Raw genomic sequence first — 25,936 nt, forward strand, 5'->3', positions numbered from 1 at the left:
AAGTGCTTGAGGCTGGCTGCCTTTCGCGGGTGCGATAAGAACAGGGTTGATGAAGTGTTAACTCACAGCGAGGCGGCCACGACGCGAGGCTGTGCGCCGCGGGCGCTGACGATGAGAGCGGCGGCATCGCGCACCGAAAAGCTCTTCGAGCGCACGAAGATGCGGTAATCGGCGGGTCCCTCCGTCGAGAGATAGATGACGGGTTCGGACGGCGACGGCGAACTGGAAATCGCGACCAGCTGCGGCGGCGAATGGCTTTCGCAGGCCCCACGCTCGGTGCTGTCGACGTCGTCAATGACGGTAAAGTCCGCCGCTTCCGCGCTGTCGGAGATCTGGACGCGGACGGTGGCGCGGCCGGGATCATGAGTGAAACTGACGTGACGTTCGGCCTGCCAGGACAGCGCCGCGATCTGGACCGAAGCGCCCGCAACCTCGATGCAGGGGCGCGGACCGGTCGAAAACTCGCCGCGGGCGAACAGGGCGACGACGGCCAGCGGAACCACCGAGGCCAGAACCTTGAAACGCAACATGACACTACCCACTCAGCACAAACCCGCGACAGGGAGCTTATGGTTGGCAGAGGGTAAAGAAAACTCGTTACTACGGGGTTTATGAGGCGCGGTGTCGTCCTCCGCGAAAGCGGGGGACCCAGTACGCCGCGGCTTATCGGTTCAATCATCGTCGTCTCTGGGATACTGGATCACCCGCATGCGCGGGTGATGACAACTGAATATGTGTTCGCGATCTCGCGACGCATTGCGCCCGAGCTTTGTAAATTCGTTCCGCCCCCAGAATTAAGAGGGCGCAGGGAATGCCGGATGCGCGCTGCACCCGCGGTCCCGTGTGCAATTTGCACAGAAAAATGCGCACACGAGCATACAGGGCAGCGGAGAACATCCGACATTCCCTGCGCAGTGGCTTTACGGCTTATGCCGTGCTCTCCCCGGAGACGAGTTCTTGATTGACTCCGTCACTGCCGTTTCCGCTTGCGCTTCTCCGACAGCTTGACACCAGCAACGGGTGCCAGGACCACACGGTTTTGCCGTACGCTCGATCCACGCCATCGTCAGACGTGAGCCCAGCGTCCACCGCAACCCGCCCAACGTCCGTGACGACGGCCGACGCCCTTCTGACCAGGGCGGGATTGCGATAGATGCGCACTGATTTGGGCCGGCCGACAACAGAAATATTTTTGATTTACAGAAATTTTCTGCTTGACATGATTTCTGAAACTCAGAACTGATTTGACCGTCGGGTCAATTTGTCGCGACAAGATTAGAAAGCGGCCCGCCGGGACGGCTTGCGTGGTGCCAGAGTGACGACTTGGCGACTGCGGGTCCGGCACAGTCCTAAGGCAACAACCGCAGTTGAATTGTTTCGGCTTTCTGACTCCCGAGTGCAAGAGGTGATCGTTCGATCTTGTAGCATGGGTGGAGCCAACGGGTCGCGCCAATGCGCGCCCGATGACAGGCTCCGCAATACCCATCAATGGCTGGCGACGAAGCTGGTGGGTATCGCTGCGCTCCACCCACCCTACGACTCACGCCGCGCGCCGCGCATCGTCGGCCAAGGCGCGATACGACAACGCTTCCGCCAGATGCAGCCGGCCGATCTTTTCCGCGCCGTCGAGATCGGCCAGCGTGCGGGCGACGCGCAGCACGCGATGATAGCCGCGCGCGGTCAGCTTCATGGTCTCGGCGGCGTCGCGCAGCAGCTTTTGTCCCTGCGCATCCGGCTGCGCGATGGTTTCCAGGAGCGACGCCGGCGCTTCGGCATTGGTGCGGACATGCGGCGTGCCGGCCGCCGCGTACCGCGCGAGCTGAACGTCGCGCGCGGCGGCGACGCGGGCGGCGACTTCGGCCGAGCCTTCACTCGGCGGCGGCAGGATCAGGTCGGCGGCGGTCACCGCCGGCACTTCGATGCGCAGATCGATGCGGTCCATCATCGGCCCCGAAATACGCACCTGATAATCCGACGTGCAGCGGTCGATCCGGCCGCGCTTGCAGGAATAGCCGGGCTCATAGGCGTGGCCGCAGCGGCACGGGTTCATCGCCGCGACCAGCATGAAGCGCGCCGGATAGGTGACGCGGTGATTGGCCCTGGACACCGCGACCTCGCCGTTCTCCAGCGGCTGGCGCAGCGAGTCCAGCACGCGCGGATCGAACTCCGGCAATTCGTCGAGGAACAGCACGCCCTGATGCGCCAGCGAGATCTCGCCGGGTTTTGCCCGCATCCCGCCGCCGGTCAGCGCGGCCATGCTGGCGGAATGATGTGGCGCCCGGAACGGCCGCCGCGCCGTCAATGCGCCGTCGCGGATTTCGCCGGCGACCGAGGCGATCATCGAGACTTCCAAAAGTTCGGACGGCGACAGCGGCGGCAGGATCGAGGGCAGCCGCGCCGCCAGCATCGACTTGCCGGCGCCTGGCGAGCCGATCATCAGCAAGTGATTTCGTCAATGGGAATGCCGCCTATTTGCAGCTCAGTCCGGCCTGTATGGGTGGGCATGAAACGGTGCCGTATGAGCAGAAGACGCAGCAGTCGCCGGGCTTAGGCTTGAGCCGCTGGTTGCAGCCCTGACAGTCATAGAAGAATTGGCAGGCGTCCGTTGGCATCGCCTCGATAGCCGTATGTCCACATGCTGGGCACGTCAGTGTTGATCGCAATTCCATCAGTATTCTCCAGCGGGTCCCCTATGGGCAGATGGGACCCTAATCGTCTCGCTCCGCCGAGCGATTTCTAGTTCCTTGGGTTCAAAGGCCGCCGCCGCCGCCGAGCTGAAGACTGCACTGTCGTGCGTCTACCGCTAACGCACCTGAGGGCCTCAATATCTTGGTCAACGTATTGGGCATGCTCCTGCGATTGCGTAATAAGTTGGGGTCGCGAGGAAAGCAAAAAGGCGCACTCGAACTACGATGAGCGTGTGTTTGCGCGTTCGTCTTCGCAGGAGCCCAACTTCGTGCAGACTGGGTGTCGGAGGCAAAATCTCGGTCTCTCCTCCCACCAAATACGGCAACGGATGAGGGCCTGTCTCTTTGCGAACTAGATCGGCCAGCATGGGTTGGAATTCCGGGTTGTTAATGCACACAGCCGTCGCGTACGCATGTCCAATCTTTGCGATCAATGACGCGAACTTAATCCCCTGAACGCCTGCTGACGGTGAACTGATGCTTGAGATGTCATTCTCATTTCCCCACTTCAAGCTAACGGGCGGCAGCTGCCTCATCACGAACCTTTCCGTGTAGATGTTGCGCTCAGTCGGGTCCTTGTCCAAGAGAATGTCGGGCAGGTCAAAAATCGGAAGAAGCAGGCTCACAGGCACGTTGTCGAGGGGTACGTCCCGTGTAACCCGTTCTCCATTGATCGTGCATTCCAAAGGAAGTGTCTTTGGTCGCTCCTTGGGTCGCCTAGTGGGCAGTCCCAGATGATACCTGAGCGTTCCAAACGTAAGCTTGTGGCAAAACTGTTCGTAGGAATTGAGCTTTCCCTCGCACTTCCCGCAGGCAGCTTGCGGTAGGATGTCCTCGCCGCCGAGCGCGAGCGGTACTATGTGCTCATCCCCGAGACGCTCACGCTCCTCGGAGTAACGCGTTGCGCCGCAGTAGATGCAGCGTCCTACGCGTGGATAGGGCGCTGGCTGCGTGATGTCGTCAATCGAACCTTTCAGAGCTTTGGGACGAGGATCGGCGCCCCGCATGTGGTCCGCGAGTATTCCTAGGGTGTTGCCCAACCGAAGAGCTTCAGAAGGCTCGATGCTAAGCTGCAGGGCCCGTCGCTGGTCTTCAGCAGTGGCAAATTCAAGTCTTAGCCCGCAGCGCTCCGAACCGACGAGTTGAGCTAATTCAAATCCGGTCAACGGATAAGAAAGGAGGTTGCCGTTTTCATCGGTCTTCCACCGTGCCTTCCTGTCGTCCTTAGGTCCCTCGGTGCTCTCTGACATATGCAAGGCCTCTGCTCTCACACCTGAGAAGGTTCCTTCGGCAAGTACGCATCCAAGTCCATTGCGTGAACCGCGAAGTTCTGCTGAGCCTTTAGGATGTGACTGTAGAGCTGTAGCAAACCATTTCCCTCGCCGCCAAACAACTCCGCTGGCCTTTTGTACGCACGCCTTCCGGCGAACCAACCTTCATCCAGGATACAGACGCCGTGTACATGGGAATGATCTTCATCAAGGCATGCCCTTAGCTTCTCACAGAAGCGCTGATAGTTTGGACCTAGTCCCTTTTGCGCGAATGCCACGATATAGTTTCTCGGCGGCGTTTTTTCGGTGTACCGGACCGTTGCTGTTCGACTTGGTTTCGCAACGTCGCTGATCGTGACGGGGACAACATACTTCTTCTGCGATCCGACCTTCCGCATCTGCATGATGGCATCCATGCTGGTTCGAAGCTCGCGCTTCGTCAGCACCGACTTAACCTCAATCGTGGCGAAGACAATCTCAGCAGGGAACAAGCAGGCGCCGAACTCGGAAAGCAACGGCGAGTTGAAGAAATTGTCATAGATCACAATGTCGGTTTGGCGGCTAACGTCGCCGTGGGCGGAGATGACTACGCCGGTGCCAATGGAGAAGCGTTTCGGCAGCGTGCGAGACAGAACGCTCTTTATAATTTCCTCGGCGATGCGCCCGCGCTCCCCGGCGTGGGGCATCATGCGTCCCAGCTCGCGTTGCGACTGGTCAGCAATATCCTGAAGCGCCGACATGTATGAGAGATGTGGGCTCGAACCAGCCCCAGAACTGGTCGCACGTTTCGCCATGTGCACTCCTGTTGCGGCTAAAATGCCTCGCGAAGGACCCCGCAGCGGTCCGATTGCCTCTAGGTGTGGGCTTAGTATGTGCGCCCGAGCCGCTCGGAATGCCCTTGAGCGGGGTAGGCCCGCCGTGTTCGTGTCGCCCTATAACAGCCTCACGCCCCTCCCGCTCTGTAACTTAACGGCCACACTGGGAACCCTAGCGGTGGCTTATGCAGGGTGCATAGGGTAGGTCCTTCTTGCACCCCTTTGGGCTACTCTTCGACGTCGCTCATGATCCCCAAGGCCCGCATGGCCGCATCCTGAGCTTCGTTGGCCTCCTCTGTGCTTCCTTCCTTCACTTGACGGGCGAGAGCGCTGGCGAGTTCGACGCACATGTGAGCATCATAAAGCCACAGGGCCTTTGCGGTTACCTGAGGGTTCGCTGAGAGCATGTTGGTCATCCGATTGCTGAGGTTGCGCGCAAGTTTTGCCGCTGCCTCCTCAAGGGACCATTCGGCCGGTGTCAAACCTACCCACTCCGCGCGAACCCTGCTCCAGTTGTAGTTGGAGAGGTGGGGGCCAAGCTGCTGCCGTAGCTGTTGGCCCACAGGTGTCTCCTGCGTCCGATGTTGCTTCACGACCCTGCGCATCATCGACACGATACCCTCGCTGACGCCTGTCAGCTTGACCACATCGCTCTTGCTCCCCCAATTGTTCAATGTGCGTCTCCATGCCTCTTCTTGCTTGTCGGCATGGCTGATCGCGAGCTTGATCAGCTCGTTCCGTCTCAGGCTCTCGTCTGTTGCCTCCCGGACCGTCCCCGTGAACCATTCACATTTGATGTCCGTCTTACGTTTGAGGTTCAAATAGGCCGCAAGGCGATGATGGCCATCGATCACCACCCAGCTTCCCGCCAGCTTGATGATCAGAATAGGGTCAAGGTCTCCTTTGCGTGTGATCCGGGTCGCAAGGTCCTTCACGTGCTTCGGGTCGACTTCTCGCAGGCCTGCGGAGAACCTGCGGGGTTGAAATAGCTCAAGGCGCGTAGCGATGTTGGCGGGGTTCACGTTCACATAAAGCGGCCGCTCAGTGCTCGACGGTTGCTCCAGTTCCCTTTCGGCCTCCCTGAGAGCGTCCGCTACCACCTGTGCGTTGATCTGGCTGGGTCTCTTCTTCATTCCGTTTCGATGCTCTTCTCTTGGTTCTCAATCTGGTTTGCGTCCCGGTCGAAGCGGTTCGTGTAGAACAGCGTCTCCTGAGGATCTTCCGCGTGGTGCCAGAGGATGTCCAAACGTCCTTCCTGCGGCCTCATGGTCATCTTCCGCACAGCTCCCCGCAACGCCTTGTTGGCGACCTCGGTATCCATCGGGTCTGCAGTGAGTGCCTTCTCCACCGCCGCCAATCGCATCTTGACGTTGATGCTCGTGAGCGTGTCGCGGCGCTCTACGGTTTTCCTCAGGGTCTCCCTTACGGCCTTCAGTTCATCTTCAGCGTCCTGTAGTGCTTTCCTCGCCCGTGGGGTCTTATCAGTGATCCGGACTTCGAAAAGATCATTGACCATGTCCTCACCAGCATCGACCTCCACCCGCAGCTGCTCAATCCTGCCGTCAAGCTCTGCGGTGTCATTCCCACGCGGCGCGCTCTTCATCGTTAACTTGAGCCCGCGCATGAAGGCGTCCACCGCCTGCCGATATGGCACGCTCTCATAGCGACAAGTCCCTGACTTGCCATGCGCCGCAGAGCAAACGAGATAAACGTGGTCTCCCTTGTTCACCCGCGTGACGGTCCCCCCGCAGTGCTGGCATTTCATCACACCTGCGAAGATAGAGCGTACAGGGGCCGCAGCGTTCTTGCCCCGTGCCTCAGTGGTGCTTAGCCGAGCATTGACGCGCTCGAATAGCTCCCGCTCGATGGCCGCCGGGAAGCGGTGCGCAATGGCTTCCTCAGGGATACGCTGCTTTGCCCGCTTGCCTTCGACCTTGACCATGCGGTGCGGAACGAAGATGCCGATGGCCGCCTTGTTGCTGAGGAGCTTGCGGATGTAGGAGCGGTGCCAATACTTCGCCTTCCATGCCCCAGCTCCCCAAGTGTCCGCTTTGGTTTCATTGAGCTGTGCCGCGATGCTGTGGACGCCTAAGCCGTCATCCGCCATTTCAAACATCCATCGCAACAGCGCTGCCCGCTCCTCGATCAAGGCGTAACTGCAGGTGCTCGCGTCCCATTTGATCCACCCCGGGAGCTTCATGGTGTACGGCTTGGTGAGCTTCTCCTGACCCGCGAACTTCTGCCGCCTAGCCGCATGCGCCTTGGCTACGCGTCCTCCTTTGGTCGCGCTCTCCTCATTGGCGCGGATGAACCGCATAACCATCATGATGAAGAGGAAGGGGTCTCTGTCGAGTTCATCTGCGCTGTACTGGCGTCCACCGTCCGACAAATCGACTACGATGATCCCCGCCTCTACAATCTCCTCGATAGCGCGAACGGCCTTGCGCGCCACCTGCCTGCTGATGCGGTCAAGGTTTTCGACTAGCAGCCAAGAACCGCTCGGGATGGTGCCGTCTTTGACGCGCTCAACGAACACCCCGAGTTCGCCTGTCTCCCGGTTGGCCCCTGTGAACCCAGAGACGCCCCTGTCCTGAAATGTCAGCTCATCATCCAAGATGACTTTGTTGTCAGCGGCCCACGCCTGCGCAGCATCAGTCTGCCTCTGGAGTGAGTGTCCCTTGGCCTGTTCCGGTGTGGAGAACCTGATGTAGCTGTATGCCCTCGCGGGCCGCTGCGTATCCATGGGGTGCTCTCAGCGGCTGTAAAGGGCTTCGCTGGTGACCGTGGCAATCATGTCATCGACACAGCCCCAGCGAGTGGCTAGGCGGTGCACCCTAGCTTCCATGTGCTCCCCTCGGGCTTGGTCGCGTGCGGCGGCGTTCTGGATGGCCCAGCTGTGCCTTAGGGCAGCGGTGGCAATGGTGCAGGCGATGGCGGTGGTGATGCGCTTCATGTTGGTCTCCGAATAGCCCACTATGGGCATCGAGACAATCACATGAAGAGATGATGTCCGCCGGCCGCCGCGATCTCCAGCGCGCGTTTGGCGCTTTCCTGGCCCTTGATGTCGCGCAGGTCGAGCAGCGTCTCCTCCCGCTCGTGCACTTTCGGCTGCGGGCGCGACAACAGCTGCGTGCCTTTAAAATGGTTGGCGATCTGGATCAGCGATTTTGCCGCGATGATCTGGATATCCGGGCTCGCCCAGGCGGCTTCCGTTCCGCAAGCGGCGGGGCAGATCAGCCCTTCGTCGCGCGAATTGGCGCCGATCGCCGCCGGCAGCACGCCCGCGACCGGCGCGATTGATCCGTCGAGCCCGAGTTCGCCGAGCACGGTAAAACCTGAGAGCGCGTCCGGCGGGATCGCGCCTATGGCGGCCATCAGGCCGAGCGCGATCGGCAGGTCGTAATGGCTTCCTTCCTTCGGCACGTCCGCGGGGGCGAGATTGACCGTGATCCGCCGCGCCGGCAGCGCCAGCCCCGAGGCGATCAGCGCCGAACGTACCCGCTCGCGCGCCTCGGAAACCGCCTTGTCGGGCAGGCCGACGATCGCAAACGCCGGCAGCCCGGGCGCGACCTGCACCTGCACGTCGACCGCGCGGGCCTCGATCCCCTCAAAAGCGACGGTGGAAACCCGCTGAACCATGCCGACCCCATGCCTCTACCGAGGGTAGCGGAACCAAGTGGGATGTGCAAGAACATTACGGGAACGATTCGTTGGCTACCGCCCAATGGCTGAATAGTACGGCGAGCCGCAATCCGGACTTATCCCACTTTTCCCCCATATATAGCGTTTTAGGTGAATCGACCTGACTATTCCTTGACGGAATCGGAAACAGCCCTCAGGCTTCAGGGAACCTAAACGAACGAAGCCGCCAAACCCTGCCAGGTCCAACGGCTTCTGCAGTTCAGGTCCGCTACTTAACCCGTGAGATGGGCGAAGCGGGACATTGGTCGTTACGCAACTCCGATAGAATCGGAGATACAGCCGGTGGTCAAGCCTGTCTCACAAGCACAGGTGAATAATATGACCGTCGTTACCAAGACCCAGATCGCCCAAATCGGCTGCATCAACAAGAGCGACCGTTACAACCCTCACGAGCGGATTACTCACGTAGGTGGGAACGCGGGAGGCGGGTGGAGGATCACGCAGGAAGACGCGATTGTCCTGATCGAGACGCGTCAGTGGGATTTTTGGGTAAAACCCCCTGATACCGATGCCGCGTGGGTGGTCGTCGCTGTCAGCCGTTTTGGCAATAAATATCTCAAGACGCAGTCGGACGGAGAGCAGCCTAACAATCTGCTGTCGCTACCCGAGTGTCGCTAGGTCTGACCGTGATTAAGGAAGTCGCAGTTGCGAGGTGATCCCTAGCTCGTCGGTCTTGCCATTCTCCGGCAAGACCGGCACAGCCTCGCCCGGTCTTTCGAACAGTGACCCTGCTGCAGAAAGGTCACAAAAATGGATGGGCAGCGGGACCAGCTGTCCTCAGCTGCTAAGACCGACTACTGAAACCAAGAACGCGAGGAAGAAGTGTCGCGATATAGTCAGATCTACATAGAACAGTCTGCGGCGCTACCCGACAGTGCCCGTGCTCGTCACCGGCTCGGCACGCTGATGCAGAGCTTGTTGAGCACCACCGAAGCGCGGGATCTCGGTCGCCTTTTGGAACGGGAACTGGGCGTGCTGTGTTCACGGCGGTGGAAGGACTCTTCCGACTCATGTTTCCCTCAGCATCTCAGCTCAATACGGCGGCTGTTGAAGCCCATCTGACGAACTTAGTCCAAAAGCTCTACCAAGGAGATGCAGTAGCGCAACGTGCTGCGAATAAGCAGGTGGCAGCGCTCAAGGATTGGGTAGATGCGTCGCACAACTACCGGCATGAGGCAGGCAGTGAAGAGCCGGTCCAGCCACCGCTCGACTTGGCAGTGTTAGCCATCAGTAACGGCACTGCATTTCTGCGATGGTTGATTGCGCTAGATCAGGCGACTCTCCCGAGAGGATAGTTGCCCTGTAAGATACGCCATATTGAGGGGTACACGCACTCAATTCAGCTTGCTCGCTGCAACCACCGCCACATTCGCCGCCGGCTGCTCCAGCATCTTCAGTGCGGCATCGAGGCCATTGCGCAGATTGACGGCGGCGTTCTGGCTGCAGCGCAGGCGGCCTGAGGAGATGAATTTTACCTCGGTCGAACCGTCAGTCTTGGGAATGAGAATTCGGGTGGCGAGTTCGATCTCGACCGAGCCGTTCATGGTGCCGTAGGCGCCGACGATGTCGAAATAAACCAGCGGGGCGGCGGCGCCGGTGTCTTCATAGACGAGGTCGCCCGGTTTGGGGTTCGGTTGGTCGGTCACGGGGCTCTCCTAGATAGCGTCAGGGTCAGAATTCGCTGAACCTTGCTTACGCCAGTCTGGGGTCGATCCCTAGTGCCGGGTTCAGCCCGGCGGTATTCGGGGCCAGCACGGCCGGCCCCGAATAATTGCAGCTCAAAGATTCATCACCATCGCCGACGGATAGTAATGGAAGCCTTCGCTGGTCTTGCCGATATGACCAAAGCCGGGCCAGGCGAAGTGATAGGACATGACCGGGGTCTTGTTGGCCGCGATCATGTCGAGCAGCTTCACCCGCGTGTCCGCCGCCTGCTTCGGATCCGAGTCGTAGGAGAATTGCATCCGCGGCTTCTCCAGCAGCAGTATCGGGTGGTGGGTGAGGTCGCCGAGGAAGGCAAAGGATTTGCCTTTCGACGTCACCATGAAGATGGTGTGGCCCACGGTGTGGCCGGGCGCCGCGATCGCGGTCACGCCGGGCAGGAATTCCTGGTTGTCCTTGATGAAGACGATGCGGTCGCGCACCGGCATCAGATTTTTGCGGGCGTGAATCACGAAATCCTTCAGCGGACTGCCGAGCTTGCCTTCATCGGTCCAGAAATCGAAATCGCTCTGGGTGATGTAGACCTGCGCGTTGGGGAACAGCGGCTTGTCGTCGGCGCCGACCAGGCCGCCGATGTGGTCGATATGAGCGTGCGAGCACACCACGGCGTCGATATCGCCGGGCTTGATGCCGGCTTCCGCCATGCTCTTCTGCTGGCGGCCGGTGGTCGGCCCGAACGCTTTCGAAGTGCCCATGCCGGTGTCGAACAGGATCAGCTTGTCGCCGGTGTTCACGATCGGCGAGTTCTGCTCGAGCACGACATTTTCGGGGTCGAGGAAGTTGTCGGTCAGCATCTTCTTCACTTCGTCGTCAGAGACGCCGACGAAGGTGCCCTTGGGCGGGCCGAGCGGCAGCGGGCCGTCGGAGACCACGGTTACCTCGGCGTCACCGAGAACGAAGCGATGCCAGTAGGGCGTCTGCGTGCCGAGCTTCGGCGCTTTCGCCAGCGCGCTGCCGCCGAGCATGGTTGAGGCACCAAGCCCTGCGCCGAGGGCAAGCAGGGACCGTCGCGATACGTCCATCGTCATGGGTCTTCCTCCATTGTTTTTATAGAATTTGGATTTGTCGCCCGGACAGATTCATCCGCGGCGACAGGCTGCTCCCGCGCCTCGAAATTGGCAAGTAGGATTAGACGCCTGCCAGGCGTGCAGGTGAGATGTGCCGGCGTACAGCCGCGAAGAAAATTATTTCGCGGCCCGCTTTGCCTCAATGGTGTCCCAAACCTTTGCAGCGACGTCAGGCCCGTCGAGCCGGGCGATGGCGCGGATGCCGGTGGGCGAGGTGACGTTGATCTCGGTGAGGTTGCCGTCGATCACGTCGATGCCGACCAGCAGCAGGCCGCGTTCGCGGAGATGCGGACCTAACGTGTCGCAGATCTCGCGCTCGCGCGGCGAAAGGTCGGTGGCCTGGGCGGCGCCGCCGCGCACCATGTTGGAGCGCAGATCGTCGGCGGCCGGCACGCGGTTGACGGCGCCGGCGAATTCGCCGTCGACCAGGATGATGCGCTTGTCGCCGTGTTTGACCTCGGGGAGAAAACGCTGGATCACCCAGGGCTCCCGGAAGGTGACCGAGAACATGTCGAACAGCGAACCGAAATTCATGTCCTGCGGCATCACGCGAAACACCGCCGCGCCGCCATGGCCGTGCAACGGCTTCATGACGACGGCGCCATGCTCGTCGCGGAACGAATTGATCTCATTGATGTCGCGCGAGATCAGCGTCGGCGGCATCAGTTGCGGAAAGTTCAGCACGAACAGTTTTTCAGGCGCGTTGCGCACGCTGGCGGGATCGTTGACGACCAGCGTCTTCGGGTGGATGCGCTCCAGCAGATGCGTCGAGGTGATGTAGGCGAGGTCGAACGGCGGATCCTGCCGGAGAAGTATGACGTCGAAAGCGTTGAGCGCCGTGCGGTGCGGTTCGCCGAGGGCAAAATGATTGCCGGGCTCGTCGCGCACGGTAAGCACCTGCACCGGCGCCACCAGTTCCTCGCCGCGCAGCGAGAGCTGGTCCGGCGTGTAATAGGAAATCGCGTGCCCGCGCTTCTGCGCTTCCAGCAATAGAGCAAAGGTCGAATCGCCGCGGATGTTGATACGCGCGATGGGGTCCATCTGGACGGCGACATTCAATTTCATGGGGCAGGTCCGGGTCTCTGGAGGGGTCTATTTACACGCTGGCGTCGAATGCCGCTAACAGATGGCGTGGCAAGCGCCGCGGCGCAATCAGGATGGCGTCGAATCGCAGCTCGAATTCGGCATGTTCGGGATGCGCCATCAGCCAGGCCTGCGCGGCATCGATGATGCGGGCCTGCTGGCGCGGCGTCACCGCATAGGCGGCGTCATCGAGCCGGGCGCGGGCCTTGACCTCGATGAAGGCGATCAAATTGCGCTTTTTGGCGACGATATCGATCTCGCCATAGGGGGTTTTGAAGCGCTTGGCGAGAATGCGGTAGCCCTTGGCCATCAGGAACGCGGCGGCGCGGGTCTCGGCCGAAAGCCCGGTCTGGAACGCGGCGACCCGCTCGGGCGCTGCGAGTTTTGTGGACGGGTCGGGCGGCGTGGCGCCGTCAGTCTTCGCCATCGCCGTCTCCATCTCGAATTTCTTTGGCAAGCTCGAGCGCGCGGGCATAGACCTCACGGCGCGGGTGGCCGGATAGTTCAACGGCATGCGCGACCGCATCCTTGACGCTGCCCTGGGCAAGCGACGACCGCAGGATGTCGTCGAGGTCGGACTCGGTCATGACAAGCGCATCCGCCCGGGGCGGGCCGATCACCAGCACGAATTCGCCGCGGGTCTCCAGCGTGTCGGCGGCCTTTGCCAACTCTGCGATGGGGGCGCGCGAAATTTCTTCATGCAGCTTTGTCAGTTCGCGGCAGATCGCGGCATCGCGCTCGGCCATGATCCCGGCGAGATCGCCCAGCGTATCGGCGATGCGGTTGCCGGATTCGAACATCACAAGCGTGGCATCGATCCGGGCAAGTTCTGACAAGCGCGTGCGGCGCGCCTGCTGCTTGGCGGGCAAAAATCCCTCGAAGAAAAACCGGTCGGTGGGCAATGCTGCGACCGATAGTGCCGTCAGCACCGAGGAGGCGCCCGGTACCGCGATCACGGCATGGCCGGCGGCGCAGACCTCGCGGACCAGCTTGAAGCCGGGATCGGAGATCAGGGGCGTGCCGGCGTCCGAGACCAGCGCGATCGAGGCGCCCTGCGCCAGCTTTTCCAGGATTTTTGGGCGCGCCAGCGCGGCATTGTGCTCGTGATACTGCTTGAGCAAGCCTGAGATCGCGTAGCGCTCGGTCAGGCGGCGGGTGATGCGGGTGTCCTCGCAGGCGATGATGTCGACGCCGGCCAGGGTTTCAAGTGCACGCAACGTGATGTCGCCGAGGTGGCCGATCGGGGTGGCCACCAGATAGAGCCCGGGAACCGGCTTTGGGGCGGTCAGGACATGGCCGCCGATCGAAAAAGTGCGGTCCCTAGAACCTGGTTCGGCTTCAGGCCCGTAGTTGGAGCTGGTTTTTGCGCGCATAATGCCAATCTAGAGCGTTTTCAAGCGAAGTGGATACCGGTTCGCGTCAAGAAAACGCGTCGATACAAAGACCGGGTGTTCCGGTTCTGATAAGATCAGAACCGGAACACAGTGGGAGTAGCGCCAGCGCCACAGCGCGGTGGCAACGTTGGTGCTACGCATCACGGGAAGGGGCAGGTATCCGCAACCGGCGGCGGGGCCGCGGGACCATAATCCTTTTGTTTTGGTTAACTATTCGCCGACAATATGCCTGAATCCGCCCGCCTTTATTCCGGAGGTTGGAGCCTTAAGGTTCAGGTCCTTTGAGGTTCAAGTCCTTGCGGTTCAAGTCCTGGCCGATCAAGGTCGGTCAAGAGAAGAGATAAGATGGTGGGCCCGCTCAATCGCAAACCTCAGCCGTCAGGGGCAACCCGGCGGACGGCGGTCGGCCTTATTCTCGGCGCGCCGCTGCTGGGCGCCTGCTCCAGCGTGCAGCAGAGTTTTGGCCAGTTTTCCAACCCGTTCTCCTCGCCGCAACCCGAGGCCGGGCCCGCCGGCCCGCAGCAGCAGCCGCTCGCGGTCGGCACCGGGCAGGTCAAGGTCGGCGTGATCCTGCCGCTCTCGGCCGCCGGCAATGCCGGCGTCGCCGCGCAGTCGATGAAGAATGCCGCCGAGATGGCGCTGGCCGAGTTCCAGAATCCCAACATCCAGCTTCTGATCAAGGACGACGGCGGCAGCCCGCAAGGCGCCAGCCAGGCAACCCAGCAGGCGCTCGGTGAAGGCGCGGAGATCATCCTCGGCCCGCTGTTTGCGCAGTCGGTTCCCGCGGTCGCGCAGCAGACGCGCGCGAAGGGCGTGTCCGTGATTGCGTTCTCGACCGATTCGAGCGTGGCCGGACGCGGCGTCTATCTGCTCAGCTTCCTGCCGGAGTCCGACGTCAACCGCATCGTCGATTACTCGGCCGGCATCGGCAAGAAATCCTTTGCGGCGCTGTTGCCTGACAACGCCTATGGCAATGTGGTGGAGGCCGCCTTCAAGCAGGCGGCGGCGCGCAAGGGCCGCATCGTCGCGTTCGAAAAATATGGCGCGGACCGCTCGGCCGCCGTGCGCACCGTCTCGCAGTCGCTCGGCCAGGCCGACGCGCTGTTCATGGCCGATGACGGCGATTCGGTGGTGGCGGCGGCCGACGCGCTCACCGCGGCAGGCGTGAATTTGCGCAACATCCAGTTGCTCGGCACCGGCCTGTGGGACAATCCGCGGGTGTTCGGTAGCCCGGCGCTGCAGGGCGGTCTCTACGCGGCGCCGGATCCGTCGGGTTTTCGAAGTTTCGCCGGCCGCTACCGCACCAAATATGGCGGCGAGCCGGTGCGCACCGCGACGCTGGCCTATGACGCGGTCGCGCTGGTCGCCGCATTGTCGCGTACGCAGGGCGCGCAGCGCTTTGCCGCGGAAACGCTCACCAACCCGTCGGGCTTTGCCGGCATCGACGGGCTGTTCCGCTTCCGCTCCGACGGCACCAACGAGCGCGGGCTTGCGGTCATGAAGGTGGGCCAGGGCGGCAGCACGCCGGTTGCGGGCTCGCCGAAGAGTTTTGGCGCGTAATTACTAGCTCGGTTTCGCGTTCGCGAATTCCGCCTCGTAGCGGCGGCGGTTGCTCCAATAGATATTGGCGAACAGCGCGGCTTCCTGGCGGTAGGGGATGTGATCTTCGGCGTCCTGACCGGCCTGCGCCTCGATCCAGGCCGCGTGCTCCGCGATCGCGCCCGCCCGATCGCCGCGCAACGCCCTGATCTGGAAATCGAACATGCGGCTTTCGATCTCCAGATAGCGATCGTACCAGCAGGTTGACCATTGACGGTTCTGCAGCGCGAAGCGGCGGATCCAGCGCTCCGTCAAATCCATCTCATGTTCGGGTTTTGAAAACATCACGTCGCGCCGCGCTTCCTGCAGCGTTTCGATCGCAACGGGCTTGTTCCTGGCCCACAGCGTCTGCATCGCGGGATCGGACAAATAGCGGTCGGCATAGATCGGATGCGCAAAGGCCTGTTCGCGCAGATGCGGCAGTTCGAAATAGATCCGGATCTCCGAACAGACGCTGGCTTTTAGTTCATTGTCTTCCATCTTGCGGTGGAAGGCGTCGAAACCGATGCCGGGAAAGTAGGGCATGAACGCTGCGTGGAACATCTCGTGCAGGCGGTAGAGGTCCTCGATCGCGGGATTGTCGTAAGCGCGGTTCATGGTGACGCCCCACCAGGAGCAGAAATGCGCGCGCTCCAATCGGTCGTCGGTGGAGTCGCAGAACAGCCGCGGCAGGCTGGCGAACTGCTCGACGATGTCGTGAATGAATCCGCCTTCGGCGTGCGAGGCTCGGATCGGCGCGCTGCGCCACAGACCGTGCACGTGGCGGTGAATCTCCTTTGCATCCGTCAGGACGACCAGGTTTTTCACGGTGCGCCTCCAGGAGCGGCGATCGGCCCGGCGGTTCCGATCATCTCGGCCATCGTTGGCGTCAGACACAGCCGCAAGCGGGCAGCGGGATCGCCGGCCGGGCGGCGCAGGAAATCCGCCAGCGCAGGATCGGTGGCATTTGCTTCTGCTTGGGCCAGCACGCTGACGTCGCAGGGGGTCAGCGTCAGCCCGAGACGTCGGCCGATCTGAATTGCCGCCTCGCGCTGAACGTTTCTGTAGCGGCGCGGCAGCTCGAATACGTCGTGACGCTCGAGCAGCGCCATGCCGAGCTGCAGCGAGGTGAGATTCTTGAACCATTGATTGCCGAACAGGCTCGGCATCGCGTTCCGGCACAGCATGCCGCCGATGCGGTCGTAATAGACTCCGAACGGTTTTGACAGGCTGAAGGCCAGCGCCTGCACCGCCGGACTGTCGGCGGCAATTTTTGCGGCGGGCGGTTCGGCAATCGAGCCGACATAGGTGACGTCGAGCAGCACGCGGGGCTTTTCGGCGGCGGCGAGCAGCGCCAGAAAATCATTGGCGTGCGGCCAGACATTGCCGTCGATCGCCGATGGCTGGCTCAGGCAGAACAGTGCGTCTGTGGGCAGCGTGCGCGCGACGGCCTGCCAATGGCTGCGCGGATGTTCGATCACGGCAATGCCGCAGGCTTCGGCATAGGCCTTGTAGCCCTCATACTCGCCGGCGAAGACGTGCACCTCGGGATCGAATTTTTCGACGCGGGCGCGGTTGCCGTAGGCGGTGATGACGTGAAACAGCGCTTCACTGCCGCCGGCGGTCGGATAACGCCAGGGAAACCCGGCCGCATCGATCGCGACCACGGGCGCCGCCCACGCCATCCAGCGTTCGATAAAGGCTTCATGCGAGGCGAACTGCTTGCCGGTCCAGGCGTCGCGGAATTGTTCGAGATGATGGCGCCGCGCGGCGTCGGGGCCGGCGAAGGCATTGCCGAGAATGAAATTTTTCGCGGCTTCGGTCTCTGATGTCACCAGCGCATAGACCGTCTTGCTCGCCCCGGCGGCTTTGATGCGGCGGTCGAGTTCGGGATCATGGATCGGCGGAGTGATGGTCCGGTCGTTCACGATCGTCATGCAAATGGCGGTTGCGGCAATTTCTCTGGTCGAATCTATCACGGCCGGGCGCTCAACGCTCGAAAACCCTGCGCGTTACGTTATCAGACCCTTACGCAGCCAGATCCGCCACCACCGCATCGAGCACCGGGAAACCTGCCTGCGTCACGCGCAGCCTTCCGTCGGCGTCGACGGTGATCGCGCCTTCTTCGCGCAGCACGGCGATCCGGCCGGGATCGAGCGTGCGGCCCGATAGCGCGGCGTAGCGCTTGGGATCGATACCTTCCGCAAGCCGCAACCCCATCAGCAAAAATTCGTCGGCGCGTTCTTCCGAGTTGAGGACGTCGTCGGTGATGAAGCCGTGGCCGTTGGTCTCGACCCGCATCAGCCAGGCTTCGGGACGTTTCTCGGTCGCGATCGCGTGCCTTTCGCCGTCGATGTCGAGGCGGCCATGTGCGCCGGGACCGATGCCGGCATATTCCTCACCGCGCCAATAGACGAGATTGTGTTTGCACTCCGCGCCCGGCCGCGCGTGGTTGGAAATCTCATAGGAAGGGAGACCCTGCGCGGCGCAAACATCCTGCGTGACGTCATAGAGCGCGCGGGCGACGGCCTCATCCGGCGTCTTCAATTTGCCTGCGGCGTGCAGTCCGAAAAACGGCGTGCCCTCCTCGATCGTGAGCTGATAGAGCGACAGATGTTCGGCGGCTTCCGAAATCGCCAGCTTCAATTCGTCGGCCCACATCTGCGGCGTCTGGTCGGGGCGGGCGTAGATCAGGTCGAACGAGTAACGGTCGAAGGATTGCCGCGCGATCGCCACCGCATCCAGCGCCTCGCGCGCGCTGTGCAGGCGGCCCAATGCCTTCAATGATGCGTCATCCAGCGCCTGCACGCCGAGCGACACGCGGTTGACGCCGGCCGCGCGATAGCCGCGAAACCGCGTCGCCTCGACGCTGGTCGGGTTGGCTTCCAGCGTCACTTCGACGTCACCAGCGACGCGCCAATGTTTGCCGATCGCATCCAGGATCGCGCCCACGGTCTGCGGTTGCATCAGCGACGGCGTGCCGCCACCGAGGAAGATCGAGGTGACCTCGCGGCCCGGCGCGCGCTCGGCGGAAGTTTCGATCTCGCGCGCAAAGGCGCTGACGAACCGCGCCTCGTCGATCGGGGCGTGCCGGACATGGCTGTTGAAATCGCAATACGGGCATTTCGACAGGCAGAATGGCCAGTGCACATAAACGCCGAAAGCCGCTTTGCCGGTCTTGAGGATCTCGGGGCGCTCGAAGCTAGCCAAGGCAGATCTCCGCCAGTTTGACGAAGGCGCGGGCGCGGTGCGACAGGCCGAGCCCCAGCGGCGGCAGGCCGTGCTTCTCGATGCTGGCCATCTCGCCGAAGGTGCGGCCGTGCCCATCGGGCAGGAACGACGGATCGTAACCGAAACCCTCGGTGCCGCGCGGTGGCCACACCAAAGTTCCATCGACCCGCGCCTCGACCTCTTCGAGGTGGCCGTCGGGCCAGGCGACGCACAGCGCGGACACGAAATGCGCCTTGCGTTTGTCTGGCGTTTTGGCGCCGCGCTCCTGCAACAGGCGTTCGACCCGCGTCATCGCCGCCAGAAAATCCGCAGGTTTGCCGGCCCAGCGCGCCGAATAGATGCCGGGCGCGCCGTCCAGCACGTCGACCACGAGGCCGGAATCATCGGCGAAGGCCGGAAGCTGCGCGGCTTTCGCGGCCGCGATCGCCTTGATCGCCGCGTTGTCCCGAAAGGTCTCGCCGGTCTCCTCGGGCTCATCGAGGCCGAGTTCGCCCGCGGAGATCGCCTCGACGCCATGCGGCGCCAGCAGTTCGCGCATCTCGGCAAGCTTGCCGGGATTGTGGGTCGCGATCACCAGGCGGCCTGTGATTCGACGGTGCATGATCAATCAGACTACGCGACGGCCATCTTTTGCAAGTCCACCAGACGCGCGACGCCCTTGCGCGCCAGCGCCATCAGCGCCAGGAACTCGTCCTGCGAGAACGGCGTTTTCTCCGCGGTGCCCTGCACCTCGATGATGCGGCCGTCGCCCGTCATGACGAAATTGGCGTCGGTATCGGCCTCGGAATCCTCGGCATAATCGAGGTCGAGCACCGGCGTACCCTGATAGATGCCGCAGGAGATCGCCGCGACATTGTCGCGGAGCACATTGGCTTTCAGCATGTTGCGGTTCTTCATCCACGAGATGCAGTCGGCCAGCGCCACCCAGGCGCCGGTGATCGCGGCAGTGCGGGTGCCGCCATCGGCCTGGATCACGTCGCAATCGACCGTGATCTGACGCTCGCCGAGCGCTTCGAGGTCGACAGCCGCCCGCAAGGAGCGCCCGATCAGGCGCTGGATTTCGACGGTGCGGCCGCCTTGTTTGCCGGCCGCGGCCTCACGGCGGGTGCGTTCCAGGGTGGCGCGGGGCAGCATGCCGTATTCGGCCGTGACCCAGCCGCGGCCCTGACCCTTGAGCCAGGGCGGCAGGCGTTCTTCCAGCGTAGCCGTGACCAGCACATGGGTATCGCCGAATTTCACCATGCAGGAACCTTCGGCGTATTTGACGACGCCGCGTTCCAGCGACACGGGACGCAGCTCATCGGGCGCACGGCGGCTTGGCCGCATGGGGAATCCTCCGGAAAATCAAGTAAAAGCGGTTCGCGGTGCTTGTAGGAGGGGGAGCGGGCAGCGGCAAGGCCTTTGCCACGCCAAAACCGTCTGAATACTCGATCGGCTTCGCCCATCTGTGCGCTCAGAGACTTTCCCGTGGTCGGAATCCCCGCCCGCAGGAGCTGCTCACGAGATGGGAACTTGCCGGGTCCGTTCGCGTTTGCGTGTGAGGCTGACCAAAATGTCTAATGCGTCTACAGCCCCGGCCCTTCCACCACCCGGCAAGGCCCGGGGGGATTCCGTTACGTCTCGCGAACTGAATATTGTGAAAGTTGCCGCCGCCCTGGTGTCGGCCGCAGTCCTGCTTGCCGGCCTGTATTACGGCCGCGAAATCCTCATACCGCTCGCGATCGCCTTCCTGATCACGTTCGCACTGAATCCGCCGGTCACCTGGTTTGTCCGACTAGGCTTGCCGAGACTGCTCGCGACGAGTCTGGTCATGGTGACCGTCGTGTGCGCTCTGGTAGGACTGGGCGTCGTTCTCGGCGCCCAGGTCCGTTCGATCGCGGTCGAATTGCCGGCCTATCAATCGACGATACTGACGAAGCTGTCGGATCTGCGCCAGAATCTCAAAGCACCGGGAATGTTCGACGGTGTGCTGACAACCGTCGAACGCTTGCAGAAGGAGGTGCAGTCAAAGGACGATAAACCCGCGGACGGGCCCGTCCCGCAGCGCGTCGAAATCGTCCCCACACCGCAAACGCCGTTCGAGCAGGCATTTGCCTGGCTTGTGCGGTCAGCGGAGCCTCTGGCCACCGCCGGCATCATCCTGATCTTCGTCTTTCTGGCGCTGCTTGATATTGGCGACCTTCGCGATCGGTTTCTGCGCCTGTTGGGTGGGAACTTTCATCGTTCGACCGATGCGATTCAGGAGGCTGGCGCGCGTATCAGCAGATATCTCCTGATGCAGTTACTCGTAAATATCAGCTACGGCGTGCCGCTAGCGGCCGGCCTCTGGTTCATCGGTGTACCAGGCGCCCTGCTGTGGGGCGCCGTGGGCGCGGTCATGCGCTTCGTCCCCTATGTCGGCCCGCTGATTGCTGCGATCTTTCCGATCGCGCTCGCCTTTGCCGTCGACAGCGGCTGGAGCATGCTACTCTGGACCGTTGCGCTGATCGTCATCCTCGAGTTGATCAGCAACAACATCGTCGAGCCGCTGCTATATGGATCCAGCACCGGCTTGTCGGCGATATCGCTCATCGCCTCGGCGATATTGTGGACAGCGCTTTGGGGGCCCGTGGGGCTGATCCTCTCTACCCCTCTCACGGTTTGTCTGCTGGTCCTCGGGCGCAATCTGCCGCAGTTCCGCTTCCTCAACACCATGCTCGGCTCGACGCCTGCACTGGATGTTCCGGCCCGCATCTATCAGCGGCTGATTGCAAATGATGCCGACGAAGCTGTCGAGATCGCAAGCGCCGAGATCGATAAATCTTCGGTCATATCATTCTACGACGCAATCGGCATTGAGGTCCTCCGTCTGGCAAGCGAGGAGTATCTCCAGAACGCAAGCGCCGAGCACCGCCTGCGCCTGGCAAGCGGAATGGACACGCTGCTCGACGATCTGAGAGACGAATACCCCTCCTCCCTGAGTCCGGAGGCAAAGCCCAGGGTCCTGTGCATCGGAGGGAAATGGGAAATCGATGCCCTCGGCGGCGAGATGCTGGCCCATGCGCTCGCTTTCGAAGGGATCGCCGCAGCTTCCCAACCCGCTGCAAGCGTCAATGCCGACTATCTGGCCAAGCTCGATCTGAAGGGCGCGGACATTGTATGCCTCAGTTACTTTGCGCCGGATCCAGCGATCCCCGCTCGCCACGCCTGCCGGCGGCTGCGAAGGCGATGGCCGGATGTGCGCATCGTTCTAGCGCTATGGAACGCGCCGCCAGAACTGTTGACCGACGAATCTCTTGAAACGCTCAAAGCCGATGCCGCCGTGACTTCGGTTGAGGAGGCGGTTCGTCGTATTCACCGCATCGTCGATCCTGAAGAGGCCAAGGCAGCCCAACAGGCCGCCGTGCCTGACAATGACGCAGAGCGTGTCGACGCGCTGAAAGCGACCGGGGTGTTGGAAGGGGACAAGCGCGAAGCCCTGGATGCACTCGCCAAGCGAGCGGCCGACGTGTTCAACACCAGCGTTGCCGTGATCACCACCATCGACAAGGAGCGCGAATACTTCGTCGGACAAAGTGGAAAATTGCCAGCTGCGATCACCGACGATGCAGGCACGCTGCTGCCGATGGACCGCGAACACGCGATCTGCAACTACGTTGTAGCCAACGACGGGACGTTGGTGATTTCGGATATCGAGCGCGATCCGCGCTTTGCCGATAACGAGACGATCAAGCAATGGGACATGCGCTTCTACGCCGGGGCGCCGCTACGCGCAGCGGACGGTCTGGTAATCGGAGCGCTATGCATTCTCGACTCCGAACCCCGCACCCTGGAAGAAAACGAGGTCGCATTGCTTGAAACGATGGCCGGCGATGTCGTAGCCACCATTACAACGAGTGATGCCGACGAGGAAGCGTCGGTGAAACCGGCACCTGCTGCCCCATCGGCGACGGTCGGGCAGGAGGTGCCCCAGTAGCCTGAGCAGCGCCAATCCGAGCGGAACACGCTGTTCCAATCCCCAAAAGCCTCCAGAACCAAACGGTCCATAACACCCAAGACCGCCTCCCAAATGCGTGCTTGTCACCGGGCCTCCGGATAGACAGATTAGAGGCTTAGCGAGGGAGTAATTGGTGGCCCACCACGATCCGATTGGCCTGATTGCGCCGAATGCCGGGCTGGCCCAGCTCAATGAGCGTTCGCGCGACATTTTTCGTCAAATCGTCGAGAGTTACCTCGCCACCGGCGAGCCGGTCGGCTCGCGCAACATCTCGCGCCTGATCGCGATGCCGCTGTCGCCGGCCTCGGTGCGCAACGTGATGTCGGACCTCGAACAGCTCGGCCTGATCTACGCGCCGCATACCTCCGCCGGGCGGCTGCCCACGGAACTCGGCCTGCGCTTCTTTGTCGACGCCTTGATGCAGGTCGGCGACCTCACCGAAGACGAGCGGCAGTCGATCCAGACCCAGCTTGCGTCCGTCGGCCGCGCGCAGTCGGTCGAGGCGGCGCTCGGCGAAGCCCTGACGCGGCTGTCGGGCCTGACCCGCGCCGCCGCGGTGGTGCTGACAGCGAAATCCAATTCGCGGCTGAAGCACATCGAATTCGTGCGGCTGGAGCCGGAACGCGCGCTGGTGGTGCTGGTCAGCGAAGACGGCCAGGTCGAAAACCGCGTGCTGACCCTGCCGCCCGGCGTTCCCTCGTCGGCGCTGACGGAAGCCAGCAATTTCCTCAATTCCCGCATCCGCGGCCGTACGCTTGCCGAATCGCGCCTCGAACTCGAAACCGCGCTGACGCAAAGCCGCGCCGAACTCGATCAGCTGACGCAGAAGATCATCGCGGCCGGCATTGCGAGCTGGTCCGGCGGCGAAAGCGAGGACCGCCAGTTGATCGTGCGCGGCCATGCCAATCTGCTCGAGGATCTGCATGCGCTGGAAGATCTGGAGCGCGTGAAGTCGCTGTTCGACGATCTCGAGACCAAACGCGGCGTCATCGATCTGCTCGGTCGTGCCGAACGTGCGGAGGGCGTGCGGATCTTCATCGGATCGGAGAACAAGCTGTTCTCGCTGTCCGGTTCCTCCACCATCATCGCGCCCTATAGCGACGCCGCCGGCCGCATCGTCGGGGTGCTCGGCGTGATCGGTCCGACGCGGCTCAACTATGCAAGGGTGATTCCGACGGTGGACTATGCCGCGCGCATCGTCAGCCGGATGCTGGGTGGTTGAGCCGGCCCGAAAAAAGCTCCGCTTTGTTGTTTTGACGCCTTTCCTGGCGCGAACCGGGGCCCGCCCCGGATCAGGTCCGGTGCAGGTATCGCTCGAAAACGCCATGGAACGCTTGATTTTCGCCCGCTAAAGCACGATATCCCGGGCAGCAAATCCCCATTTACCCGAACGGTTCTTTTGAGAAGGCAGACTTATGACCGATCCCAACCGGCCGAATGATGACGCGGCGGCGCCGAGCGAGCCCGTGGTCTCAAAGCCCTACATCATGCCCGACGATCCCGAAGAAGGATCGGTCGAGGCGTTGACGAAGGAAGCGGCTGAAGCGCGCGACAAGATGCTGCGCACGCTGGCGGAGATGGAAAATCTGCGCAAACGCACCGCCAAGGAAGTTGCCGATGCGCGGGCTTACGGAATCACCGGCTTCGCGCGCGACATTCTCGACATCGCCGACAATCTGCAACGTGCGCTGGATGCGGTTCCCGCTGAAATGAAGGAATCGGCCGACCCGGCGCTGAAGGCGTTCATCGAAGGCGTCGAGCTGACCGAACGGTCGCTGCTCAACACGCTGGAGAAAAACGGCGTCAAGAAATTCGATCCGTCCGGCGAGAAGTTCAATCCGAACTTCCAGCAGGCGATGTACGAAGTCCCTGACACGTCGGTGCCGGCGGGCACCGTGGTGCAGGTGGTGCAGGCCGGTTTCATGATCGGCGAGCGCGTGCTGCGCCCGGCGCTGGTCGGCGTGTCCAAGGGCGGCGCCAAGGCGGCGCCCGCCGCCGACGTCACGACCTGAGGCGGACGCAATCTAACAAGGCTGCGATCAGGCCGGCGCATCCATCGGCTTCTCGTGCGCCTTCGGCCAGTAAGTGCCAAAGCTCCAGAGATTGCCTTCCGGATCCCGGCAGGCGAAATCGCGGCTGCCGTAGTCGGTGTTGTGCAGTTCCATTTCGATCTTGGCGCCTGATGCCTTGACCTTGGCGCACAACGCGTCGGGGTCCTCGACGGCGACATAAAGCGCGTCGGTGCGCCGGCCAGAGATGTCGCCGACCAACTTGCCGTACTCATCGTCGCGGGCCTGACCGAGCATCAGCAGCGAAGCGCCGCAGGCAAGTTGCGCGTGCTGCACCACGCCGTCGCTGCGGTAGACGACATGCTCGGTGAAACCCAGCACATCCTTGAGCCAGCGGATCATCGCATCGGCATCCCTGCAGCGCATCGTCGGATAGATGCGCTGCGCGTCGTTGGCATTGGTCATGGACAAACTCCGTACCTTTTGGCTTCACCGTGTCAGTATGCTGATACGGCGTGGCGTAGGCTTGAAGATTTGTTACCAGTCCGAAAACGCTTCGTTCGGGCGTGTCAGCCGGCTGTCGATCAGCGCCAGCCGCTGCGCCCAGGCCGTCGGCGTCTCGCCCGCCAGTTCGCCGAATTCGCGGACCAGATGGGCCTGGTCGGCAAAGCCGCTCTCGGCGGCAATCCCGGCCCAGCCGGGCGCCGTCCCGCTGCGCGCCAGCCGGCAAGCCCGATCAAAGCGCATCATGCGCGCGATTGATTTGGGCGCGAGGCCGAGCTCGGATCGAAAACGCTCGACCAGATGCTTGCGGCTCCAGCCGATCTCGCCGGCCAGCGCCGTGATCCGCGCGCTGCCCGCGGTACGCGCCAGCCGGCGCCAGGCGAACGCGATCTCCGGCGACGGCAGATGATTGGCGCGGCCGGCGATGAAGTCCTCGAGCAGGTCGAAGCGGCGTTGCCAGCAAGCCGTCGCGCCCAGCCGCTCGCGCAATTGCCGGCCCTCGCGGCCGAGCACGTCCGACATATCGACCATGCGCGCGGCAAGACCGGCGACGTCACCGCCAAAGAAGCGATAGGCGCCGAGCGGGGTAAAATCCACCTGCACGCATTCGGCGCCGCCATCGGACTCGATATGAACAGGCCCGGCATAGAGGCCCGCGGCGAAGCTCGGCTGGCGGTCGGCCGCATCGGGCTTTCGGCCGAGCGCGATCAGGAACGGGCTGCCGAGGCTGATGATCAGCGGCACGATCAGGTGCGCGGCTTCACGCTGCGAAAATCGGCCAAGCGCGGTCTCGCGGTAGCCCGTCATTCCCGTGATCAGGCCGGCCGTGCGCTGTGAGGGTGCACGGCGGATCATTTCGAACGCGAGCGGTGCGCCTAAATCCGACATTGTGCTCTC

General features: G+C 62.4%; 24 protein-coding genes and 2 pseudogenes. 5 read left to right on the top strand and 21 right to left on the bottom strand.

Annotated elements, in window-relative coordinates:
• Nucleotides 1–62 precede the first annotated feature (62 nt).
• From JQ558_RS10160 to JQ558_RS10195, 9 genes and pseudogenes are all read right to left on the bottom strand, one after another.
• Nucleotides 63–530 carry a hypothetical protein gene (locus JQ558_RS10160; RefSeq protein ID WP_212207578.1) on the bottom strand — a complete coding sequence of 156 codons (468 nt, stop codon included), beginning with the start codon at nucleotides 528–530 and terminating at the stop codon, nucleotides 63–65.
• Nucleotides 531–1,540: 1,010 nt separating this feature from the next.
• A pseudogene (locus JQ558_RS10165) lies at nucleotides 1,541–2,449 on the bottom strand (YifB family Mg chelatase-like AAA ATPase); the annotation flags it as partial.
• A gap of 19 nt (nucleotides 2,450–2,468) precedes the next feature.
• Nucleotides 2,469–2,669, bottom strand: a complete 201-nt coding sequence (locus tag JQ558_RS37195) for a GDCCVxC domain-containing (seleno)protein (RefSeq protein WP_249142422.1) — start codon at nucleotides 2,667–2,669, stop codon at nucleotides 2,469–2,471.
• Nucleotides 2,670–2,833: 164 nt separating this feature from the next.
• Nucleotides 2,834–3,937, bottom strand: coding sequence for an HNH endonuclease (locus tag JQ558_RS10170; protein ID WP_212293559.1), 1,104 nt, complete (start codon nucleotides 3,935–3,937; stop codon nucleotides 2,834–2,836).
• A 17-nt stretch (nucleotides 3,938–3,954) separates the two neighbouring features.
• Nucleotides 3,955–4,752 carry a DUF6602 domain-containing protein gene (locus JQ558_RS10175; protein WP_212293560.1) on the bottom strand — a complete coding sequence of 266 codons (798 nt, stop codon included), beginning with the start codon at nucleotides 4,750–4,752 and terminating at the stop codon, nucleotides 3,955–3,957.
• 248 nt (nucleotides 4,753–5,000) lie between these two features.
• A complete protein-coding gene (locus JQ558_RS10180; RefSeq protein ID WP_212293561.1) occupies nucleotides 5,001–5,906 on the bottom strand; it encodes a ParB/RepB/Spo0J family partition protein in 906 nt (301 codons plus the stop codon).
• Nucleotides 5,903–7,516 carry a recombinase family protein gene (locus JQ558_RS10185; protein ID WP_212293562.1) on the bottom strand — a complete coding sequence of 538 codons (1,614 nt, stop codon included), beginning with the start codon at nucleotides 7,514–7,516 and terminating at the stop codon, nucleotides 5,903–5,905. Before JQ558_RS10185 ends, JQ558_RS10180 begins: the two co-directional genes overlap by 4 nt.
• Nucleotides 7,517–7,525: 9 nt before the next feature.
• Nucleotides 7,526–7,726, bottom strand: coding sequence for a hypothetical protein (locus tag JQ558_RS10190; protein WP_212293563.1), 201 nt, complete (start codon nucleotides 7,724–7,726; stop codon nucleotides 7,526–7,528).
• Between the two features lie 41 nt (nucleotides 7,727–7,767).
• Nucleotides 7,768–8,412, bottom strand: a pseudogene (locus JQ558_RS10195) (magnesium chelatase domain-containing protein); the annotation flags it as partial.
• A gap of 381 nt (nucleotides 8,413–8,793) precedes the next feature.
• On the opposite strand from JQ558_RS10195, the gene JQ558_RS10200 reads away from it, so the two are divergent.
• Nucleotides 8,794–9,093 (top strand): DUF3892 domain-containing protein, encoded by a 300-nt coding sequence (locus JQ558_RS10200; RefSeq protein WP_212293564.1) that lies wholly within the window; start codon nucleotides 8,794–8,796, stop codon nucleotides 9,091–9,093.
• Between the two features lie 716 nt (nucleotides 9,094–9,809).
• Here the strand turns inward: JQ558_RS10200 and JQ558_RS10205 are convergent.
• The 5 genes from JQ558_RS10205 to rsmI form a co-directional block, all read right to left on the bottom strand.
• Complete coding sequence (locus JQ558_RS10205; protein WP_192736149.1) at nucleotides 9,810–10,121, bottom strand: hypothetical protein; 312 nt, start codon at nucleotides 10,119–10,121, stop codon at nucleotides 9,810–9,812.
• Between the two features lie 132 nt (nucleotides 10,122–10,253).
• Nucleotides 10,254–11,225 carry an MBL fold metallo-hydrolase gene (locus tag JQ558_RS10210; RefSeq protein WP_212293565.1) on the bottom strand — a complete coding sequence of 324 codons (972 nt, stop codon included), beginning with the start codon at nucleotides 11,223–11,225 and terminating at the stop codon, nucleotides 10,254–10,256.
• Nucleotides 11,226–11,381: 156 nt separating this feature from the next.
• Nucleotides 11,382–12,329 (bottom strand): glutathione synthase, encoded by a 948-nt coding sequence (gene gshB / locus JQ558_RS10215; protein WP_212293566.1) that lies wholly within the window; start codon nucleotides 12,327–12,329, stop codon nucleotides 11,382–11,384.
• Nucleotides 12,330–12,360: 31 nt separating this feature from the next.
• Complete coding sequence (locus JQ558_RS10220) at nucleotides 12,361–12,774, bottom strand: YraN family protein (protein ID WP_212293567.1); 414 nt, start codon at nucleotides 12,772–12,774, stop codon at nucleotides 12,361–12,363.
• Nucleotides 12,761–13,720: a 16S rRNA (cytidine(1402)-2'-O)-methyltransferase gene (gene rsmI, locus JQ558_RS10225; RefSeq protein WP_212293568.1), complete on the bottom strand. Its 960-nt coding sequence runs from the start codon at nucleotides 13,718–13,720 to the stop codon at nucleotides 12,761–12,763. Before rsmI ends, JQ558_RS10220 begins: the two co-directional genes overlap by 14 nt.
• Before the next feature lie 366 nt (nucleotides 13,721–14,086).
• On the opposite strand from rsmI, the gene JQ558_RS10230 reads away from it, so the two are divergent.
• Nucleotides 14,087–15,301, top strand: coding sequence for a penicillin-binding protein activator (locus tag JQ558_RS10230; RefSeq protein WP_212293569.1), 1,215 nt, complete (start codon nucleotides 14,087–14,089; stop codon nucleotides 15,299–15,301).
• Nucleotides 15,302–15,304: 3 nt separating this feature from the next.
• On the opposite strand, the gene JQ558_RS10235 is transcribed toward JQ558_RS10230, so the two are convergent.
• The 5 genes from JQ558_RS10235 to rph all read right to left on the bottom strand — a co-directional run bounded on the left by JQ558_RS10235 (nucleotide 15,305) and on the right by rph (nucleotide 19,876).
• Nucleotides 15,305–16,147: a hypothetical protein gene (locus JQ558_RS10235; protein ID WP_212274495.1), complete on the bottom strand. Its 843-nt coding sequence runs from the start codon at nucleotides 16,145–16,147 to the stop codon at nucleotides 15,305–15,307.
• On the bottom strand, nucleotides 16,144–17,256 hold the full coding sequence (locus JQ558_RS10240) for an aminotransferase class I/II-fold pyridoxal phosphate-dependent enzyme (RefSeq protein WP_212293570.1): 1,113 nt from the start codon (nucleotides 17,254–17,256) through the stop codon (nucleotides 16,144–16,146). Before JQ558_RS10240 ends, JQ558_RS10235 begins: the two co-directional genes overlap by 4 nt.
• A gap of 91 nt (nucleotides 17,257–17,347) precedes the next feature.
• A complete protein-coding gene (gene hemW / locus JQ558_RS10245; protein ID WP_249128170.1) occupies nucleotides 17,348–18,529 on the bottom strand; it encodes a radical SAM family heme chaperone HemW in 1,182 nt (393 codons plus the stop codon).
• Nucleotides 18,522–19,151, bottom strand: a complete 630-nt coding sequence (rdgB, locus tag JQ558_RS10250) for an RdgB/HAM1 family non-canonical purine NTP pyrophosphatase (protein ID WP_212293571.1) — start codon at nucleotides 19,149–19,151, stop codon at nucleotides 18,522–18,524. Before rdgB ends, hemW begins: the two co-directional genes overlap by 8 nt.
• A gap of 11 nt (nucleotides 19,152–19,162) precedes the next feature.
• A complete protein-coding gene (gene rph / locus JQ558_RS10255; protein WP_212293572.1) occupies nucleotides 19,163–19,876 on the bottom strand; it encodes a ribonuclease PH in 714 nt (237 codons plus the stop codon).
• 310 nt (nucleotides 19,877–20,186) lie between these two features.
• Between rph and JQ558_RS10260 the strand changes: the two genes are divergently transcribed.
• The 3 genes from JQ558_RS10260 to grpE all read left to right on the top strand — a co-directional run bounded on the left by JQ558_RS10260 (nucleotide 20,187) and on the right by grpE (nucleotide 24,538).
• Nucleotides 20,187–22,505 (top strand): AI-2E family transporter, encoded by a 2,319-nt coding sequence (locus JQ558_RS10260; protein WP_312014977.1) that lies wholly within the window; start codon nucleotides 20,187–20,189, stop codon nucleotides 22,503–22,505.
• 154 nt (nucleotides 22,506–22,659) lie between these two features.
• Complete coding sequence (gene hrcA, locus JQ558_RS10265; protein WP_192736160.1) at nucleotides 22,660–23,748, top strand: heat-inducible transcriptional repressor HrcA; 1,089 nt, start codon at nucleotides 22,660–22,662, stop codon at nucleotides 23,746–23,748.
• A 193-nt stretch (nucleotides 23,749–23,941) separates the two neighbouring features.
• Nucleotides 23,942–24,538, top strand: a complete 597-nt coding sequence (grpE, locus tag JQ558_RS10270; RefSeq protein WP_212293574.1) for a nucleotide exchange factor GrpE — start codon at nucleotides 23,942–23,944, stop codon at nucleotides 24,536–24,538.
• Nucleotides 24,539–24,565: 27 nt separating this feature from the next.
• On the opposite strand, the gene JQ558_RS10275 is transcribed toward grpE, so the two are convergent.
• A complete protein-coding gene (locus tag JQ558_RS10275) occupies nucleotides 24,566–25,000 on the bottom strand; it encodes a VOC family protein (protein WP_212293575.1) in 435 nt (144 codons plus the stop codon).
• A 72-nt stretch (nucleotides 25,001–25,072) separates the two neighbouring features.
• On the bottom strand, nucleotides 25,073–25,927 hold the full coding sequence (locus JQ558_RS10280) for an AraC family transcriptional regulator (protein ID WP_212293576.1): 855 nt from the start codon (nucleotides 25,925–25,927) through the stop codon (nucleotides 25,073–25,075).
• Between the last annotated feature and the right edge of the window lie 9 nt (nucleotides 25,928–25,936).

The organism is Bradyrhizobium sp. AUGA SZCCT0160 (genome assembly GCF_018130105.1).
Lineage (GTDB): Bacteria > Pseudomonadota > Alphaproteobacteria > Rhizobiales > Xanthobacteraceae > Bradyrhizobium.

What these genes read in the sequence shown, in the direction of transcription:
- JQ558_RS10160 (WP_212207578.1), bottom strand. Translation starts at nt 530, where the DNA reads ATGTTGCGTTTCAAGGTTCTGGCCTCGGTGGTTCCGCTGGCCGTCGTC.
- JQ558_RS37195 (WP_249142422.1), bottom strand. Translation starts at nt 2,669, where the DNA reads ATGGAATTGCGATCAACACTGACGTGCCCAGCATGTGGACATACGGCT.
- JQ558_RS10170 (WP_212293559.1), bottom strand. Translation starts at nt 3,937, where the DNA reads ATGTCAGAGAGCACCGAGGGACCTAAGGACGACAGGAAGGCACGGTGG.
- JQ558_RS10175 (WP_212293560.1), bottom strand. Translation starts at nt 4,752, where the DNA reads ATGGCGAAACGTGCGACCAGTTCTGGGGCTGGTTCGAGCCCACATCTC.
- JQ558_RS10180 (WP_212293561.1), bottom strand. Translation starts at nt 5,906, where the DNA reads ATGAAGAAGAGACCCAGCCAGATCAACGCACAGGTGGTAGCGGACGCT.
- JQ558_RS10185 (WP_212293562.1), bottom strand. Translation starts at nt 7,516, where the DNA reads ATGGATACGCAGCGGCCCGCGAGGGCATACAGCTACATCAGGTTCTCC.
- JQ558_RS10190 (WP_212293563.1), bottom strand. Translation starts at nt 7,726, where the DNA reads ATGAAGCGCATCACCACCGCCATCGCCTGCACCATTGCCACCGCTGCC.
- JQ558_RS10200 (WP_212293564.1), top strand. Translation starts at nt 8,794, where the DNA reads ATGACCGTCGTTACCAAGACCCAGATCGCCCAAATCGGCTGCATCAAC.
- JQ558_RS10210 (WP_212293565.1), bottom strand. Translation starts at nt 11,225, where the DNA reads ATGACGATGGACGTATCGCGACGGTCCCTGCTTGCCCTCGGCGCAGGG.
- gshB (WP_212293566.1), bottom strand. Translation starts at nt 12,329, where the DNA reads ATGAAATTGAATGTCGCCGTCCAGATGGACCCCATCGCGCGTATCAAC.
- JQ558_RS10220 (WP_212293567.1), bottom strand. Translation starts at nt 12,774, where the DNA reads ATGGCGAAGACTGACGGCGCCACGCCGCCCGACCCGTCCACAAAACTC.
- rsmI (WP_212293568.1), bottom strand. Translation starts at nt 13,720, where the DNA reads ATGCGCGCAAAAACCAGCTCCAACTACGGGCCTGAAGCCGAACCAGGT.
- JQ558_RS10230 (WP_212293569.1), top strand. Translation starts at nt 14,087, where the DNA reads ATGGTGGGCCCGCTCAATCGCAAACCTCAGCCGTCAGGGGCAACCCGG.
- JQ558_RS10240 (WP_212293570.1), bottom strand. Translation starts at nt 17,256, where the DNA reads ATGACGATCGTGAACGACCGGACCATCACTCCGCCGATCCATGATCCC.
- rdgB (WP_212293571.1), bottom strand. Translation starts at nt 19,151, where the DNA reads ATGCACCGTCGAATCACAGGCCGCCTGGTGATCGCGACCCACAATCCC.
- rph (WP_212293572.1), bottom strand. Translation starts at nt 19,876, where the DNA reads ATGCGGCCAAGCCGCCGTGCGCCCGATGAGCTGCGTCCCGTGTCGCTG.
- grpE (WP_212293574.1), top strand. Translation starts at nt 23,942, where the DNA reads ATGACCGATCCCAACCGGCCGAATGATGACGCGGCGGCGCCGAGCGAG.
- JQ558_RS10275 (WP_212293575.1), bottom strand. Translation starts at nt 25,000, where the DNA reads ATGACCAATGCCAACGACGCGCAGCGCATCTATCCGACGATGCGCTGC.
- JQ558_RS10280 (WP_212293576.1), bottom strand. Translation starts at nt 25,927, where the DNA reads ATGTCGGATTTAGGCGCACCGCTCGCGTTCGAAATGATCCGCCGTGCA.